Below are 16,294 nucleotides of genomic sequence, written 5' to 3'. Positions count from 1 at the left end.
CCGCGCCCGGTCCAAGTATAACAAGGGGCCCAGATGACTGAACAAGCTAAACCTGCCGCCACTCTTACCCTCGGCGACAAGAGCATCGACCTCCCCGTTCTGGCCGGTTCGACCGGTCCGGACGTCATCGACATTCGCAAGCTGTATGCGGGCACCGGTGCTTTCACCTTCGACCCGGGCTTCACCTCGACCGCTTCGTGCGAGTCGGCTCTGACCTATATCGACGGCGACGCTGGCGTGCTGCTGCACCGCGGCTATCCGATTGACCAACTGGCCTCGGAATCGAACTTCCTGGAAGTTTGCCACCTGCTGCTCAAGGGTGAGCTGCCGAACGCTGCCGAATACGAAGCGTTCAAGGAAACCGTCACCCGCCACACCATGCTGCACGCGCAGTTTGACCGCTTCTTTGAGGGCTTCCGTCGCGACGCCCACCCGATGGCGATCATGGTTGGTACCGTCGGCGCTCTGTCGGCATTCTACCACGACAGCCTGGACATCCATGATCCGGTTCAGCGCGACATCTCGGCCATCCGTCTGATCGCCAAGATGCCGACCATCGCTGCCCGTGCTTATAAGTACCACGTCGGCCAGCCGTTCATCTCGCCGCGCAACGACCTGTCGTACGCCGAAAACTTCCTGCGTATGTGCTTCGCCGTTCCGGCTGAAGACTATCAGGTCGACCCGCGTCTGGTCCGCGCCATGGACCGCATCTTCACCCTGCACGCCGACCACGAGCAAAACGCCTCGACCTCGACCGTCCGTCTGGCCGGTTCGTCGGGCGCAAACCCGTTCGCTTGTATCGCAGCGGGCATCGCCTGCCTGTGGGGCCCGTCGCACGGTGGCGCGAACGAAGAAGCCCTGAACATGCTGAAGGAAATCGGTACCCCGGACCGTATTCCTGAGTTCATCCAAGGCGTTAAGGATCGTAAGTACAAGCTCATGGGCTTCGGCCACCGCGTGTACAAGAACTACGACCCGCGCGCGAAGGTCATGCAGCAGTCGGCATACGAAGTGCTGGAAGCGACCGGCCGTGCAAACGACCCGCTGTTCCTCGTTGCCAAGGAACTGGAAAAGGTCGCCCTGTCGGACGAGTACTTCACCTCGCGCAAGCTGTTCCCGAACGTAGACTTCTACTCGGGTATCACCCTGTCGGCGATGGGCTTCCCAACCACCATGTTCACCGTCCTGTTCGCTCTGGCCCGCACCGTCGGCTGGATCTCGCAGTGGCAGGAAATGATGGCCGATCCGACCCAGAAAATCGGTCGTCCGCGTCAGCTGTACACCGGCCCGACGCAGCGCGATTACGTTCCGATCGACAAGCGCGGCTAATCGATCCGAACAGATCAAATGGAAAACGCCGGGGTTTTGCCCCGGCGTTTTTCTTTGTCTGCGGTCATGGTCCAACTGTGTTAAAGGGCGACATGACAAACGAAAACACCCAGAACGAGACGCCGATCCAACGCGCCCTGCGCCAAAAGCAGGAAGCCATCGCGGCGCGCGAGCAAGCACCGCGTGGCGGCGCTTTCCAACGCGAACAGAACAAACGTATTGGTGCGGGTAAATCTCGCCCGTGGATGACGAAGTAAGTCAGACCTTACGGTCGGCTAGAACCTTTAGGACTGCATCCGCGGCGATGTCCGAAGGATGCGGTCCACCCCCGCCCAGCGCCTCGAGCGCCTCGAGTTGGGCCTTGGCCTGCGCCCCTGCCAAATCTGGGTTGGCCAACCTCTCCACCACAGCCTTGGTCAGGTTTTCGGGCGTCGCATCATGCTGGATGAACTCTGGCGCGACTTCACGATCAGCGGCGATGTTCAGCATGGTGATATATTTGGCCGTCACCAGACGCTTCATCAGCGCATAGGACAGGTTGTCGATGCGGTAGGCGATCACCATTGGGGTGCCAGCCATGCCGATCTCGCTTGAGACCGTGCCGCTGGTAGCCAAGGCGAGATTGGCCGCCTTCATGGCCGCGTACTTCTCGTCTTCTTGAACCAGATGTGCGCGGAAGGGCCAAGCCGCCACGCGGCCTGCTACATCGTCAGCTACAGTGCCCGCCGCAATCACGGCAACCTGCAAGCCCGGTATCTGGGATTTGACGCGCTTGACCGTCTCTTCATAGACGGACGTCATGCGTTCGATCTCGCTAGGGCGGCTCCCTGGCAGGACGAGCAATAAAGGTGCATCAGCCGCAATGCCCCGCTTGGCACGGAAGGCGTCGCCATCAGCACCGCTCATGTCGATGTGCAAAGCGGACGATCCAACCACAGTGGTCGGCAAGCCTTCGCGCTCGAACCACGGCGCGTCGATGGTGTAAAGCGCGAGCAGGTGATCGACCGCACTGGCCAGCACCTTAGCGCGCTTCGGTCGCGACGCCCAAACCTGAGGTCCGACGTATTTGATCAGGGTGATTTCCGGAGCCACCTTACGAACGGCCTTGGCCACGCGGATGGTGAAGCCCCACGAATCGATCAAAACGATTGCCTGCGGTCGTTCACGCAGGACAAATGCGACCGTTTCGTCGATACGCTTCTTCACGCGCCCGTAGGCTTTGATGCCGTCGATCCATCCAAGGATCGAGAGCTCCGCAATGTCGAAAGGGCTTTTAATCCCCTCGGCCGCCATACGGGGCCCTCCGACGCCAACCAGCGTCAGATCGGTTCCCACGCGCTCCTTCAGCGACTTGGCTAGGCCTGCGCCCAGCGCATCGCCGGAAGCCTCGGCGGCGATCAGCATGATTTTGGTTGGCTCAGACACGCTCGCCTCCGGCAATGCCCCATACGAACATTCCTAGGCGATCCGCAGTCTGGCGCGTCGCATCGATGTCCATGATGATCAGCCGGCCCTCATATCCGCCGATGCCGGCAAGGCCGGCCTGGGCAGCCAGCTCAACCGTGCGAGGACCGATGACAGGCATATCGACACGGATGTCCTGGATGGGCTTGGGTGCCTTGGCCAGCGCGCCCTTGCGGGTCGCTGGTGTCCCGCGCAAATCTTGCGGCAGAGCTGCGACGCGGGTCAGCATCAGGTCAGTGCCCTCTTGAGCTTCGACAGCCAACACGAGGCCGTCAGCTACAACGGCGCCCTGACCGATATCAAGTTCACCTGATTTTTCAGCGACATGGATAGCTTTTCTCAGGTCCGACATCTGCTCCGGAGTAGGGCTTACCGATCCCAGCGCGCCGGCGGAGAGCATATGGCTGCCCAGAATGTCATCGGCACCTTCGACGGCGAAACCTTCGCCTTCGAACACCCCGAGGATTTTACGTAGCAGGGCGTCGTCACCCTTGGTGGCCGCAGCGACAATGCCCGGAAGCAGAGTCGCGCCCTTAAAATCCGGCTTCAACGTTTTGAAATCAGGACGATTTACGTATCCCGCCAAACAAACTGCCTCGCAGTTTTCGCGGCGAAGAGCCTTCAGGATGGTGCCGATCTGGGCCATGCCGATGGTCTCGCCGGGCCAGCGCGATACGCTGTCGTCGGCGAAACCATCAAGACGGATCACATAGACCGCGCGGCCTTCTTCTTCGCAGCGGGCCGCCACGGAGGCAGGCAGGTCGCCGCCGCCAGCGATCAGTCCAAGCTTTTTCATTCAGCGTTCGGTAGGCAGAGCGGGCGTTTAGCACCATCGCGAATGAAGTCGAGGATTTCGACAATTTCCGGAATGTCCGAATATCTGTCGCCCACGCTGACCAGACGGTCGGCAAAGGCACCCTCGCCCTCGAACAGTTCGCGGTAGAAGGCCAGCAGACGACGAAGTTGATCCTTCCCGTAACCCTTGCGTTTCAGGCCGATGATATTCAGTCCACGCAGACGCGCATGGTTGCCCCATGCCGAGCCGTAGGGGATGACGTCGCGGGTTACAGCGGCAAGACCGCCGATGATCGCGCCCTGCCCCACACGAGCGTTTTGGTGCACTGCACAGAGGCCACCCAGGAAGGTGCGCGCGCCGATGTGGGCGTGACCGCCCAACGTCGCATTGTTGGCCATGGTGACATTGTCTTCGACGACGCAGTCGTGGCCGATGTGTGCACCCGTCATCAACAGGCAGTTGTTGCCAAGGATGGTCACACCCGTGCCCTGCGGCGTGCCGCGGTTCAGCGTCGAGTGCTCGCGGATGATGTTGTTCTCGCCGATCTGGAGGAGAACCTGTTCACCCTTGTAGCCGAGGTGTTGTGGGTCGCCGCCGACCAGCGCAAACGGGTGCACGACAGTGTTGGCACCGATCGTGGTGTCCTGTTGGACCACGACGTGCGATTTCAGCACGACGCCGTCAGCCAGACTTACGTTCGGTCCGACGACACTCCACGGTCCGACGATAGCGCCGTCCGCAATGACGGCGCTGGAATCGACGGCGGCTGTCGGGTGGACATTGCTCACGCCGCAGGCTCCTGAACCGTCACGACCATGGCCATGAACTCGGCTTCGGCGGCGAGTTTGCCATCGATGAAGGTCTCGCCACGGAACTTGTAGGCGTCGCCGCGAGCCTTGATGACCTTCACTTCCATGCGCAGTTGATCGCCCGGACGGGCCGGCTTGCGGAAGCGCACGCCATCAATCGACATGAACATGATGACCTTGTCAGCCACAGCCACGTCCAGCGTCTTGGACATCAGCAGAGCGCCCGTCTGGGCCATGGCCTCGACGATCAGAACGCCCGGCATAACCGGATCAATCGGGAAGTGACCGGGGAAGAACGGCTCGTTGTGCGTTACGTTCTTGATGCCGGTGATCGACGTGGCCGGAACGAAGTTCTCAGCCTTGTCGACGAGCAGGAACGGGTAACGGTGCGGCAGGCGACGCATCACCTCGGCATAGTCGATGTTGATCTGTTCGCTCATGCTTGAGATTCCTTCGAGCCCTTACGGTGGGCCACTTGTTTAGAGAGCCAGACCGTTTCGCGCAGGAACTGGCGAAGGGGTTTAGCCGGATAGCCGGACCATGTTTCACCGGGCGGAATGTCGGCTAGCACACCGGCACCGGCCGCAACTCGTGCGCCTTCGCCGATGTTGATGTGGTCACCGATGCCGGCCTTGCCGCCGAAGATGACATTGTCGCCGGTCGTAACCGAACCCGAAATGCCGGTGTTTGCCGCCATCAGGTTGTTACGGCCAATGACGCAGTTGTGGCCGATCATGACCAGATTATCGATCTTGGTGTTTTCGCCAATGACGGTGTCGTCATAGGCCCCGCGGTCCACACAAGAGTTCGCACCAATGGTCACGTTGTCCTGAAGGATTACGCGGCCAAGTTGCGGAATGTCGATCGGGCCGTCGCGAGAAACAGCGGCACCAAAGCCGGATTCGCCGATACGGACGCCCGAATAGACCTTCACCCTGTCCCCCAACAGGCAGAAGGTTAGACTGGCGTTCGAGCCGATCACGCAGTCACGGCCGATCTGTACGCCCGAGCCAATGACCGTGTTTGCACCGATGTAGGAACCCCGACCGATGCGGGCTCCCTCGCCGATCACCACACCCGGCTCGGTGACGACGGTGTCGTCTTCCGCCGCTTCGGACAGCGGGATCGAGCGCGTAAGGCGACGCGGGGCGTGCAGCATCATCGACGTGCGCGCCCAGTCGGCCTGCGCTTGACGCGAGGCGATGATCGCCACGCCGTCGGGGACGTGCTCCACCATGGATGGATGTACGATGACGCAAGCGGCGCGGGTTTCCCGTAGCGCCGATAGAAATTTGCGATCACCCATAAAAGCGATAGCGCCCCCGTCCTTTCCGGACAGGGGCGCAACCGCCGATACGATGACCTCTCCACCCCGGATCACCTCCGCGCCGAGATCAGCGGCGATGGCGGAGACCGTGCGGGGGGGCAAGGTCGTGAAGAAGGTCGTGTCGGGCATGGCCCCTATTAGTTCTGAGCTTGAACCGGAACCGGCATGCGGTTGAACGACAGCGAAGGCAGCTGAGCGTTCAGGCGCTGGATTACGGTGTCCGTGATGTCCATAGCAGGGTTGATGTAGGCGACGGCTTCAGCCGACAGTAGGACGCCGCAACCACGCTCTTGGTACACAGCGATCACGATCGGACGTGCAGCGGTATCGATGGCTTGAGCTTGAACCGACTGGGTGTAGCGCAGCTCGTTAGCGCGGGTTTGCTGCAGTTGTTGCAGTTCGCGGTCACGGGTTTGCAGCGCTTGCAGGCGGCTGTTGCGATCAGCTTCCGACAGGCTGGCGGCGCTTTGTTGCAGCTGCTGGGCTTCGCTCTCGATCGAGGTGGCGTACGGCTGCAGTTCGCCTTGAACTTCTTGGTACAGTTGGACCATGCGGGCTTGCAGGGCTTGGCCAGCGGCCGAAGCGCCAAGAACGCGCTCGCCCGAGAATGAGCAGACGCCCGGCAGGACCGGACCCGGGTTTGCCGGAGCCTGTTGAGCTGCAGCAGCCGAAGCGGTCAGCGTGGCCAGAGCGAATGCACCGATAGAAAGCATCTTCATAGTGTTAAGCCTTAGTGCGGGCTGAAAGCCGCGGTTTAGAACTGGGTAGAGGTCGAGAAGCGGAAGGTTTCGGTCTTGTCGTAGTCTTCCTTGGCGAGGACCTTCGACAGATCGAAGCGGATCGGACCCATCGGCGAACGCCAGTGGATGCTGAGGCCCGCAGCGGCGCGCAATGCCATGTCATCAACGATTTGCGGGTTGGGCAGACCCTGCGAGTTGACGAGGTAACGGTCGTCCAACTGGCCAAGCGTACCCACGTCCGCGAACAGGCTGGTCTTGATGCCATACTGCTCAGGCAGACCGTTCGGGACCGTCAGTTCGACGGTGCCGATGGCGTAGAAGTTGCCGCCGAGGGCGTCGGTCGTGGTCAGATCGCGCGGGCCCATACCGGCGGTTTCAAAACCTCGGAACGACTGGCCGCCCTTGAAGAAGCGGTCGTTAATGCGGATCGAGTCACCGGCCCAGCCCGCGACGTAGCCGACAGAGCCCTGGACGCTGACGACCCAATTCGGCGTGATGCCGTAGTAGTAGGCACCATCGATCTCGGTCTTGATGTAGTTCACATCGCCGCCGATACCGGCCAGATCCTGACGTAGTGCAGCGGTCCAGCCGCGGGTCGCGCGGATGGGGTCGTTACGACGGTCCACGAACAGGGTGTAGCCTGCCGACGAGTTGATATAGGCACCGATCTGATCACACAGGGCCGACGAGCCGTAACCTGCTTGCGAGCAGTAGCTGTTCGGCACCATGACCTCATCATCCTTGATGAAGTAGCGCAGGCTGAGACGGGTGTAGTTGTTGAGCGGATAGGTCAGACGCACACCTGCGCCGGTCGAGCGGTAGTCGTAGGACGAGTACTCGCTCAGATCGAGGCGGGTGTGGAACAGGTCGAAACCAGCAGCGATATCGCGGCCCATGAACTTCGGCTCAGTGAATCGGAAGTCGATCTGTTGACGGATCGAGCCCCACTCTGCGCGGGCCACGATGTTCTGGCCACGACCGCGGAAGTTACGCTCGGTGATGCCGAGGTTCAGGGTGAAGCTGTCAAACGAGCTGAAGCCGGCACCCACCGACAGTTCGCCCGTCGGCTGCTCTTCAACCGTCACGTTGACGATGGAGCGGTCCGGTGCCGAGCCACGGGTCTCCTCGATTTTCACATCCTTGAAGAAGCCCAGTGCACGCAGATTGTTACGCGAGCGCTCGATCAGGTTGCGGTTGAAGGCATCGCCCTCGCCCAGCAGCATTTCGCGACGGATCACGCTGTCCAGCGTGCGGGTGTTGCCCACGACGTTGATGCGCTGGACATAGACGCGCTGGCCTTCGCGGACATTGAAGGTCACGTCAACCTTGTCGGTTTCCGGATTGGCGCGATAGGTCGGGTTGATATCAACGAAGGCGTAACCTGCCGAGCCGGCGGCGAACGTCAGGGTGTCGACTGCCGTTTCAATGCGGTCGCTCTGGTACAGGTCACCCGAGCGGATCGGCAGCAGGCTGGTCAGGAACTCTGCATTCAAGCGGTCGCTTTCGGTGACAACCTTGACGTCGCCGAAGGTGTATTTATCGCCCTCGTCCACGGTCAGGGTCACAGCGAACGCGCTGTTGTCCGGCTTCAGTTCTGCAACCGACGAACGAATGGTGAAGTCGTAGTAGCCGCGGTTCGTATAGAACTTACGCAGTTGCTCGCGGTCGTAGTCGAGACGGTTCGGGTCGTAGTTGTCGTTCGACGAGAACAGGCGCCACCAACGCGAGGTCTGGGTGACCATAACTTCGCGCAATTCGGCGTCGGTGAAAGCTTTGTTACCGAGGAAGGTGATGCCCGAGATACCGCTCTCGGGGCCTTCATCGATCTCGAACACGACGTCTACGCGGTTCTGGTCCAGTTGAACCAGACGCGGCGTCACCGTGGCCGAGATACGGCCCGACATACGGTACAGTTCCACGATCTTGCCAACGTCTTCCTGAACGCGCGCACGGGTGTAGATGCCACGGGGGTTGATGCTGACTTCGTCGCGCAGCTTCTTCTCGGTGAGAGCCTTGTTACCCTCGAACGTCACCTGGTTGATGATCGGGTTCTCGACCACTTCGATCACCAGATCGCCATTCGGCTGCAGGCCCAACTGGACGTTGGCGAACAGGTTGGTGCGGTACAGAGTACGAACAGCAACGTCGAACGTCACCGGATCGACGATGTCGCCCGGCTGGATCGGCAGGTAGGACAGGACCGTCGTTTGATCGATGCGCTGATTCCCGCGAACCACGATGCGGTTCACCTGGGCGCGATCAGACTCGGGCACCACAATGTTCGGCGTCTCTTGGGCAACCGGAGCAGCTTGCTGGGCCAACGATGGCGTGGCCAGACCAGCGGCCATCACGAGGGCGATACTACTCGGACCCAGAATTCGCGCGCGGAAGGAAGTTCGGTTCATCAGGTCGATCATTCGGGATGTCCTTAGGGGCAGGTCTCGACTCACGCGACGAGCCCGCCAAGGAATTTAAAAAGATTCAGCTTCTGTAGGTCGTTCCAAGTGGCGAACAACATCAAACAGGCCAACATGGCAAGTCCAACTCTGTAACCGGCAGCCTGAATACGGGCGTCCAAGGGGCGTTTAGCAATAGCTTCATAAGCGTAGAACATAAGGTGCCCCCCATCCAAAACCGGAATCGGCAAAAGATTTAAAAATCCGATTCCGACCGAAAGTATGGCGGCAAAGTGCGTTAGCGTCAGCAACAGGTTTAACGTAGCCACAGCGGGATCGGGATTTACGGCTACTGCAGCGTTTGTGATCGCTCCGGAAGCACGGGCAATGCCGAGCGGTCCACTGAACTGATCGCCATTTTCGCGGCCAGTGAAAATGCGGCCGATATACTTGAAGGTTGTGCCCAGAATGTCGCCGATCTCTTCGACGCCCTTGCCCACGGCCGCGACGGGCGAATAGCGGACGCGACGCACTTCGTTAGGAAGAGACCCCAGCGCGAGACCGATACGTCCCATGGAGACGCGGCCACCGACAGGATCATCCACCATGGTGCGAACGGGGGTCGCGACGATAGAAACGATCGCCTGGCCGCGTTCGACCGTGAAATTCACAGGCGTATTGCTGGAAAGCACGACAGCCCGGATGACTTCGGAGCTATCTTCGATGGCGCGGCCGTTGACGTGGGTAATGACGTCATTTTTCTCGAAGCCGGCCTGGGCGGCTGGCGAACCATCCGATACGTCCATGACCCGCGCCGGGCTTTGCGGCGCGCCCACGACAGAGAAGATCAGGGTAAAGATGGCCATGGCCAGCGCAAAGTTAGCGAACGGGCCGCCCGCTACGATGAGGGCGCGCTGCCAGATTGGCTTGAAATACATATAGGCGCGCTCTGCACCCTGCCCTTCGGTGGCGACGATCCGCTTGCGCAGTTCTTCCAGCCCGGCACGGTCCGGCACGCCGGTTTCATCCAGATCACCGGCAAATTTCACATAGCCGCCCAGAGGCAGCCAGCCGACGCGCCATTCCACGCCGTGCTTGTCGGTGCGTTGGAAGATGGCGCGGCCAAAGCCGATAGCGAAACGATCGATCTTTACGCGGAAAGCGCGGGCCGTAAGGAAATGGCCGAGTTCGTGGATCGTGACCACGACGGTCAGGACCAGCAGAAACGGGACCACATAGGTCAGCAGTTGGCCCAAGAAGCCGATCATCCGATCTCCAGTCTAAAACCGCGACGTTTACGCCGCCATATCCAGTGCCGAGACAACACCCCGTGCGATAAGTCTGGCTTCACGATCTACGGCCAGCGCCGCTTCAGCAGCGCTTCCCGTTCCCATCGCAAGGCCGTCTCTCGTCGCCTTTTCAAGGGTTTCGGCTATGACTGCGGCAATATTTAGAAATGCCAACCGTCGGTCAAGAAAAGCGAATGCGGCCACTTCATTGGCGGCATTGAACACGATAGGCGAAATACCGCCTGCCTCGAGTGCATCGCGTGCCAGCGCAAGCGCCGGGAAGCGCGCCACATCGGGCCGCCCGAAGGTCAACTGGCCCAGCGCGGCGAGATCCAGCTTTGGTGCCGGCCACGGCATTCGATCCGGCCACGACAAGGCGTTGGCGATCGGCGTCTTCATGTCCGGCGGCCCCATCTGGGCCAGCGTCGAGCCATCGACGTATTCCACAAGGCTGTGGATAATCGACTCAGGATGTACCACCACGTCGATCTTGGACTGGGGCATATCAAACAGATAGGCCGCCTCGATAAGCTCCAGACCCTTATTGGCCATGGATGCACTATCGACCGAAATCTTGGCCCCCATGGACCAGTTCGGATGGGCCACAGCCTGTTCAGGCGTGATAGCGCGCATGTTTTCGATGGGCGTTTGGCGGAATGGACCACCCGAAGCCGTCAGGACCAGCTTCGACACGCGCTCGGGAGCGTCCAGCGGGAAGACCTGAAAAATAGCCGAGTGCTCGGAATCTACCGGAATGATCCGTCCACCTGCCGTGCGGACGCGCTCCAGCAGCGCTGGGCCACAGCAGACGAGGCTTTCTTTGTTGGCGAGCGCCAAGGTGTTTCCGGTACCCGCCGCCGCCCATGCCGAACGAAGGCCTGCAGCGCCGACGATAGAGGCCATAACCCAGTCCACCGGACGTGAGGCGGCCTCTACGATTGCGGCATCCCCTGCCCCGACCTCGATCCCCGTGCCGGATATAGCGTCAACCAGTTCGGCGCGCTTGGCCTCATTGGCGATGACCGCAAGCTTGGGTTTCCAGCGGCGGCATTGTTCCGCCAGCAGGCCAACGTTAGAGCCACCGGTCAGGACTTCTACCTGAAACTGGCCCGAGCCGTTTTGTTCGGCAGCGGCCATCAGGTCGAGTGTCGAGGTGCCGACCGAACCTGTCGACCCCAGCACACTGATGGTGCGGCTAATCACCCGTTGCCCCCGATCCAGAGGACAATTAGGCGGCCGATAGCGACAACGACCACGGCAAACATCAAACCGTCAACGCGATCCAGCAGGCCGCCATGGCCAGGGATCAAGTTACCGGCATCCTTGACGCCGAACCGGCGCTTCAGGGCCGACTCCCAAAGGTCACCGCCCATGGTCGCCAATGCCGCAGCAAGACCGAGCACACCGCCCCACAGGGCTGTCAGCGCGCCCATGTCCAACCATGCGGCCATAACCGCACCGGCAATCGAGCCGGCTAACAGACCGCCGATAAAGCCGGACCACGTCTTGTTTGGAGAGAACCGCGGCCACAGTTTGGGGCCGCCCAGCGCGCTGCCGACCAGATAGGCGAGTATATCCGCAGCCCAAGCCACAGCGAACACCAGCACGGTCCAGTACAGACCCTGCGCCGAGTTCAAATCGCGCATCCAGATGAGCAGAATGCACGGCCAACCGAGGTAGAGCACGCCGTAGGCAGCATCCAGCCCCTCGCCGCCTCGTCGGTGCGAAACCAGTCCGGCGACGGCAGCGCCAAACACCAGCAACACAAATGACAGGGACATCAAGCCAAAGTGCGCGGCAATCAGCGGGGCCAAAACGCCGCCAGCGACGGTAAGGCCTACGGACTGCCAGTCGCGCGGTTCGCTCATACGGGCCCATTCGAGGGCAAGCATGCAGCCCGCAACGAACACCAGCATGGAGAACCAGATTCCGCCGCCCCAGATGGCCAGTACAGCCGCCGGAGCGAGCACGCCCGCCGATGCGGCGCGAATAGCAATATCTTTGGGTTTGAGGGCCATCAGATGACCACTCTTTCTGCGGAAGGCGACACGGGAGCCTCTAAAACCTCACGCCCGCCGAACCTGCGTTCGCGACGGGAAAACTCTTCGATTGCGGCTTGTAAGGCCTCGGGTCCGTAATCGGGCCACAGCACTGGTTGGAACACCAGTTCGGCGTAGGCGCAATCCCATAACAGGAAGTTCGACAACCGCTGCTCGCCAGAAGTGCGGATAATCAGATCAACGGGCGGCGAACCGGCTGTCGATAGTTGGTCGCCGAAGGTGTCTTCATCGACCTCGAACGTTCCTTCGCGCGCGGCACGGTCAACCAGAGCCTGCGCGGCATCCACCAGATCGGCGCGCCCGCCGTAGTTGAAGGCGACCTGCAACAGGAATTTGTCATTCCCTGCGGTCGTAGCCTCAGCGTGATCGATTAATTTGAGAATGTCGGCGGGAACGCCCGCCCTACGGCCCAGCACACGCACGCGCACACCGGCCTTGTCCAGCTTCTTGAGGTCGCCACCGATAAAAGCGCGGATCAGACCCATAAGGTCCGATACCTCGTCGGCAGGTCGGCTCCAGTTTTCGGTCGAGAAGCCGAAAACCGTCAGACATTTCACGCCCAACTCCGGAGCCGCCTTGATCGTACGGCGCAGAGCCTGCACGCCCTCACGGTGGCCTAGCGCACGAGGTACACCTCTGCGCTCGGCCCACCGTCCGTTGCCGTCCATGATAATCGCCACATGAAGTGGCTTAGGCGTGACGGTTGAGGCCGACATCAAGCTCTGGTCCTTGGTTACTAAGGCTTACGGCGGCCTTAGACCTGCATGATCTCGATTTCTTTGGCCTTGTAGGTCTCATCGATGCGCTTGATAGCGGCATCGGTGTCCTTCTGGACCTCGGTTTCCATCTTCTTTTGATCGTCCTGGCTGATTTCGCCGGCCTTTTCAGCCTTCTTCAGCTCGTCGTTGGCGTCGCGGCGAACGTTGCGGACAGCGATCTTCTTGTCCTCGGCGTACTTGCCGGCCAGCTTGACCAGATCCTTGCGGCGCTCTTCGGTGAGCGGCGGGATCGGAATACGCAGGGTTTGCCCATCAACGATCGGGTTCAGGCCCAGACCCGCAGCGCGGATGGCCTTTTCGACCGATACAACCATGCCCTTGTCCCAGACACTGACCGAGATCATGCGCGGTTCCGGCACCGACACAGCTGCCACAGCGTTCAGCGGCGACAGCGAGCCGTAGGCTTCGACTTGAACCGGATCTAGCAGGCCCGAGTTGGCGCGGCCCGTACGCAGACCGGCGTAGTCGTCTTTCAGCGCATTGACCGACTTGTCCATGCGGTCGCGGTAGGTCTTGAGGTCTGGTTTTGCCATGACGGTGGGTCCTTGGACTGTTTTGTTCTTGTTCCTGCCGATTAGGCAGGTTGGTTCTTGATGACGGTGAAGGTGCCTTCGCCCGTCAGGGTTTTCATCAGCGAGCCTTCTTCACGGATGGAGAAGACCACAATCGGCACGCCGCTGTCGCGCATCAGCGCAATGGCGGAGGCGTCCATGACACGTAGGTCTTTCGCCAGCACTTCCTGGTAGGTCAACGTGTCATAACGCGTCGCGTTCGGATCCTTCTTCGGGTCAGCGGTATAGACGCCATCGACGCTGGTGCCCTTGAGCAAGGCGTCGCAGCCCATTTCGGCAGCGCGCAGCGCGGCGCCGGAATCAGTGGTGAAGAACGGTGCGCCAACGCCCGCAGCGAAGATAACCACGCGACCTTTTTCGAGGTGGCGAAGCGCCTTACGGCGAATGTATGGTTCAGCAATCGCTGCCATCGGAATGGCGCTCTGGACGCGGGTCTCGATGCCGATCTTCTCAAGAGCGCCCTGCATAGCCAGCGCGTTCATGATGGTCGCCAGCATGCCCATATAGTCAGCCTGGGCACGATCCATGCCCTCTGCTGCCTTGGACAGGCCGCGGAAGATATTGCCGCCACCGATGACGAGGCAGATCTCAACGCCCTGACGCGCGACAGCTGCCACGGCGGCCGCCACGGTGTTCACGGTCTTGGTGTCGATGCCATAGGCTTGATCGCCCATGAGCACTTCACCCGAGACCTTGAGCAGGACGCGCTTATATCGGAATTCAGAAGGGGCGTCGGTCATGCGGCAATATCCGTAAAAACTGGGTCACGCATCCGCGCGAAAGAAGAATCGGCGGATCCATATAAACGAAGGGCGCGCCGACCTTCAAAGCCGAACGCGCCCTTACTGCTTTTTATTCCCGAATGGGAACAATTTTTGGCTTAGTTGCCGCCCGTCATCGAGGCAACTTCAGCGGCGAAGTCAGGCGTATCAGCCTTCTCTACGCCTTCACCCAGAGCCAGACGCACGAAGCCAGCCAGCTTCAGTTCAGCGCCCAGTTCCTTGCTGGTGTTTGCAACCAGTTGTTCAACAGTCACGTCCGGGTCCATCACGAACGGCTGCTTCGACAGCACGACTTCCTTCTGGAACTTGTTGATTTGGCCTTCGACGATCTTTTCGATCATGCCTTCCGGACGGCCTTCTTCCTTGGCCTTTTCGATCAGAACAGCGCGTTCTTTCTCGATAGCAGCCGGATCGAGGTCCGAGGTGTCCAGAGCCAGCGGAGCGGTTGCAGCAACGTGCATCGCGATCTTGCGGCCCAGTTCACGGACAGCAGCCTTGTCGCCGGCGCCTTCGATGGCAACCAGCACGCCGATACGACCGAGGCCCGGCGAGACAGCGTTGTGAACGTACGAAGCCACAGCACCTTCAGCAACCGACAGGCGGGCCGAGCGACGCAGGGTCATGTTCTCGCCGATGGTTGCGATCAGCTGGGTGATTTCGTCCGAAACGGTGCGACCGTTTTCCAGCGAAGCAGCCGAGATGGCTTCAACGCCTTCGTTGGTCAGACCCAGTTGAGCAAACTGCTTGGCAGCGGTCTGGAACAGGTCATTACGGGCAACGAAGTCGGTTTCAGCGTTGAATTCGATCGCAGCGGCGGTTTCGCCAGCGCCGTTTTCTTGGGTTGCAACAGCAACAACGCCTTCAGCGGCAACGCGGTCAGCCTTCTTGGCAGCCTTAGAGAGGCCTTTGGCGCGCAGCCAGTCGATAGCTGCTTCGATGTCGCCGTTGTTCTCAACCAGCGCCTTCTTGCAGTCCATCATGCCGACGCCCGAACGCTCGCGAAGTTCCTTCACGAGGGCGGCAGTGATCTCGGCCATGTTCTTCTCCTGAAAATCGAATGCGCGGCCGGACTTGGATAGCCCGGCCGCATGTCGGTTTGACGTTAGTTCGACCCTATGTAGGTACGAACTTTCAAAAATCAGCCTTGAGCGGCTTCTTCAGCGACAGCTTCAACAGCCGGAGCTTCTTCAGCAGCCAGAGCCGGCTCAACCGGAGCTTCCAGAGCACCCAGGTCGATGCCTTGAGCAGCAGCGCCAGCAGCCAGACCGTCCAGAACCGCGTCAGCGAACAGGTCGCAGTAGGTTTGGATGGCGCGGGCAGCGTCGTCGTTACCCGGGACCGGGTAGGTGATGCCGTCCGGATCCGAGTTGGTGTCCAGGATTGCGACGATCGGAATGTTCAGCTTGCGGGCTTCTTGGATCGCGATCGACTCTTTGTTGGTGTCGATGACGACCATGATGTCCGGAACCGAACCCATATCCTTGATGCCGCCGAGGGACAGCTCGAGCTTGTCCATCTCGCGCTGCAGGGTCAGCAGCTCTTTTTTGTTACGGCCTTCGCCCGAAGCGAGGATGCCTTCCAGTTCGCGCAGGCGCTGGATCGAACCCGAAACGGTGCGCCAGTTGGTCAGCGTACCGCCGAGCCAACGGTTGTTCATGTAGTACTGTGCGCAGCGCTTGGCAGCTTGAGCAACCGGATCAGCAGCTTGACGCTTGGTACCAACGAACAGAACACGACCGCCCTTGGCAGCCACGTCGCGAACTGCAACCAGAGCCTGGTGCATCAGCGGCATGGTTTGCGACAGGTCGATGATATGGATGTTCGAGCGCGAACCGAAGATGTAGCGCTCCATCTTCGGGTTCCAGCGGTGGGTCTGGTGGCCGAAGTGTGCACCAGCTTCCAGCAGGGTGCGCATCGAGAATTCAGGCAGAGCCATGATCGTATTATCCTT

Annotated in this window: 17 protein-coding genes; 2 read left to right on the top strand and 15 right to left on the bottom strand. The window is 60.6% G+C overall.

All coding sequences use genetic code 11. The annotated features are described in order from the left end of the window. The first annotated feature begins 33 nt into the window (after positions 1-33). Positions 34-1,329, top strand: a complete 1,296-nt coding sequence (gltA, locus tag OB03_RS02585) for a citrate synthase (RefSeq protein WP_242913576.1) — start codon at positions 34-36, stop codon at positions 1,327-1,329. 92 nt (positions 1,330-1,421) lie between these two features. Next, positions 1,422-1,586 carry a hypothetical protein gene (locus tag OB03_RS02580; RefSeq protein WP_242913577.1) on the top strand — a complete coding sequence of 55 codons (165 nt, stop codon included), beginning with the start codon at positions 1,422-1,424 and terminating at the stop codon, positions 1,584-1,586. 1 nt (position 1,587) lies between these two features. Here the strand turns inward: OB03_RS02580 and lpxB are convergent, their stop codons facing one another. The 15 genes from lpxB to rpsB form a co-directional block, all read right to left on the bottom strand. Next, complete coding sequence (lpxB, locus tag OB03_RS02575; RefSeq protein WP_461343143.1) at positions 1,588-2,754, bottom strand: lipid-A-disaccharide synthase; 1,167 nt, start codon at positions 2,752-2,754, stop codon at positions 1,588-1,590. Then, positions 2,747-3,589 carry a UDP-2,3-diacylglucosamine diphosphatase gene (gene lpxI / locus OB03_RS02570; protein WP_461343142.1) on the bottom strand — a complete coding sequence of 281 codons (843 nt, stop codon included), beginning with the start codon at positions 3,587-3,589 and terminating at the stop codon, positions 2,747-2,749. Before lpxI ends, lpxB begins: the two co-directional genes overlap by 8 nt. Beyond that, entirely contained in the window at positions 3,586-4,377 is a 792-nt protein-coding gene (lpxA, locus tag OB03_RS02565) for an acyl-ACP--UDP-N-acetylglucosamine O-acyltransferase (protein ID WP_461343141.1), read from the bottom strand. The genes lpxI and lpxA overlap by 4 nt, the downstream gene beginning before the upstream one ends. After that, positions 4,374-4,838, bottom strand: a complete 465-nt coding sequence (gene fabZ / locus OB03_RS02560; protein WP_242913581.1) for a 3-hydroxyacyl-ACP dehydratase FabZ — start codon at positions 4,836-4,838, stop codon at positions 4,374-4,376. Before fabZ ends, lpxA begins: the two co-directional genes overlap by 4 nt. Continuing rightward, positions 4,835-5,854, bottom strand: coding sequence for a UDP-3-O-(3-hydroxymyristoyl)glucosamine N-acyltransferase (gene lpxD / locus OB03_RS02555; protein ID WP_461343140.1), 1,020 nt, complete (start codon positions 5,852-5,854; stop codon positions 4,835-4,837). The genes fabZ and lpxD overlap by 4 nt, the downstream gene beginning before the upstream one ends. Before the next feature lie 8 nt (positions 5,855-5,862). After that, positions 5,863-6,444 (bottom strand): OmpH/Skp family outer membrane protein, encoded by a 582-nt coding sequence (locus tag OB03_RS02550; protein WP_242913583.1) that lies wholly within the window; start codon positions 6,442-6,444, stop codon positions 5,863-5,865. A gap of 35 nt (positions 6,445-6,479) precedes the next feature. Then, positions 6,480-8,882, bottom strand: coding sequence for an outer membrane protein assembly factor BamA (gene bamA, locus OB03_RS02545; RefSeq protein ID WP_461343139.1), 2,403 nt, complete (start codon positions 8,880-8,882; stop codon positions 6,480-6,482). A 29-nt stretch (positions 8,883-8,911) separates the two neighbouring features. Beyond that, complete coding sequence (locus tag OB03_RS02540) at positions 8,912-10,129, bottom strand: M50 family metallopeptidase (protein WP_461343138.1); 1,218 nt, start codon at positions 10,127-10,129, stop codon at positions 8,912-8,914. 27 nt (positions 10,130-10,156) lie between these two features. Continuing rightward, complete coding sequence (gene dxr, locus OB03_RS02535; RefSeq protein WP_461343137.1) at positions 10,157-11,353, bottom strand: 1-deoxy-D-xylulose-5-phosphate reductoisomerase; 1,197 nt, start codon at positions 11,351-11,353, stop codon at positions 10,157-10,159. Beyond that, on the bottom strand, positions 11,350-12,168 hold the full coding sequence (locus OB03_RS02530; RefSeq protein WP_242913587.1) for a phosphatidate cytidylyltransferase: 819 nt from the start codon (positions 12,166-12,168) through the stop codon (positions 11,350-11,352). Before OB03_RS02530 ends, dxr begins: the two co-directional genes overlap by 4 nt. Beyond that, positions 12,168-12,926: a polyprenyl diphosphate synthase gene (gene uppS / locus OB03_RS02525; RefSeq protein WP_461343136.1), complete on the bottom strand. Its 759-nt coding sequence runs from the start codon at positions 12,924-12,926 to the stop codon at positions 12,168-12,170. The genes OB03_RS02530 and uppS overlap by 1 nt, the downstream gene beginning before the upstream one ends. Positions 12,927-12,964: 38 nt before the next feature. Further along, positions 12,965-13,522, bottom strand: a complete 558-nt coding sequence (gene frr / locus OB03_RS02520) for a ribosome recycling factor (RefSeq protein ID WP_242913589.1) — start codon at positions 13,520-13,522, stop codon at positions 12,965-12,967. A gap of 41 nt (positions 13,523-13,563) precedes the next feature. Next, positions 13,564-14,301: a UMP kinase gene (gene pyrH / locus OB03_RS02515; protein WP_242913590.1), complete on the bottom strand. Its 738-nt coding sequence runs from the start codon at positions 14,299-14,301 to the stop codon at positions 13,564-13,566. Between the two features lie 140 nt (positions 14,302-14,441). Beyond that, the gene (gene tsf / locus OB03_RS02510) at positions 14,442-15,380 is read right to left on the bottom strand and encodes a translation elongation factor Ts (protein WP_461343135.1); all 939 of its coding nucleotides are present in this window, start codon (positions 15,378-15,380) and stop codon (positions 14,442-14,444) included. A 101-nt stretch (positions 15,381-15,481) separates the two neighbouring features. Then, complete coding sequence (rpsB, locus tag OB03_RS02505) at positions 15,482-16,279, bottom strand: 30S ribosomal protein S2 (RefSeq protein WP_242913592.1); 798 nt, start codon at positions 16,277-16,279, stop codon at positions 15,482-15,484. Between the last annotated feature and the right edge of the window lie 15 nt (positions 16,280-16,294).

The organism is Brevundimonas sp. GN22 (genome assembly GCF_054824005.1).
This window is presented reverse-complemented; position numbering and strand designations above follow the sequence as displayed.

Excerpts from the sequence above, each read along its gene's own strand:
- uppS (WP_461343136.1), bottom strand. The coding sequence starts at position 12,926 with ATGTCGGCCTCAACCGTCACGCCTAAGCCACTTCATGTGGCGATTATC.
- OB03_RS02580 (WP_242913577.1), top strand. The coding sequence starts at position 1,422 with ATGACAAACGAAAACACCCAGAACGAGACGCCGATCCAACGCGCCCTG.
- OB03_RS02550 (WP_242913583.1), bottom strand. The coding sequence starts at position 6,444 with ATGAAGATGCTTTCTATCGGTGCATTCGCTCTGGCCACGCTGACCGCT.
- tsf (WP_461343135.1), bottom strand. The coding sequence starts at position 15,380 with ATGGCCGAGATCACTGCCGCCCTCGTGAAGGAACTTCGCGAGCGTTCG.
- fabZ (WP_242913581.1), bottom strand. The coding sequence starts at position 4,838 with ATGAGCGAACAGATCAACATCGACTATGCCGAGGTGATGCGTCGCCTG.
- rpsB (WP_242913592.1), bottom strand. The coding sequence starts at position 16,279 with ATGGCTCTGCCTGAATTCTCGATGCGCACCCTGCTGGAAGCTGGTGCA.
- gltA (WP_242913576.1), top strand. The coding sequence starts at position 34 with ATGACTGAACAAGCTAAACCTGCCGCCACTCTTACCCTCGGCGACAAG.
- OB03_RS02530 (WP_242913587.1), bottom strand. The coding sequence starts at position 12,168 with ATGGCCCTCAAACCCAAAGATATTGCTATTCGCGCCGCATCGGCGGGC.
- OB03_RS02540 (WP_461343138.1), bottom strand. The coding sequence starts at position 10,129 with ATGATCGGCTTCTTGGGCCAACTGCTGACCTATGTGGTCCCGTTTCTG.
- pyrH (WP_242913590.1), bottom strand. The coding sequence starts at position 14,301 with ATGACCGACGCCCCTTCTGAATTCCGATATAAGCGCGTCCTGCTCAAG.
- frr (WP_242913589.1), bottom strand. The coding sequence starts at position 13,522 with ATGGCAAAACCAGACCTCAAGACCTACCGCGACCGCATGGACAAGTCG.
- lpxI (WP_461343142.1), bottom strand. The coding sequence starts at position 3,589 with ATGAAAAAGCTTGGACTGATCGCTGGCGGCGGCGACCTGCCTGCCTCC.
- lpxD (WP_461343140.1), bottom strand. The coding sequence starts at position 5,854 with ATGCCCGACACGACCTTCTTCACGACCTTGCCCCCCCGCACGGTCTCC.
- bamA (WP_461343139.1), bottom strand. The coding sequence starts at position 8,882 with ATGATCGACCTGATGAACCGAACTTCCTTCCGCGCGCGAATTCTGGGT.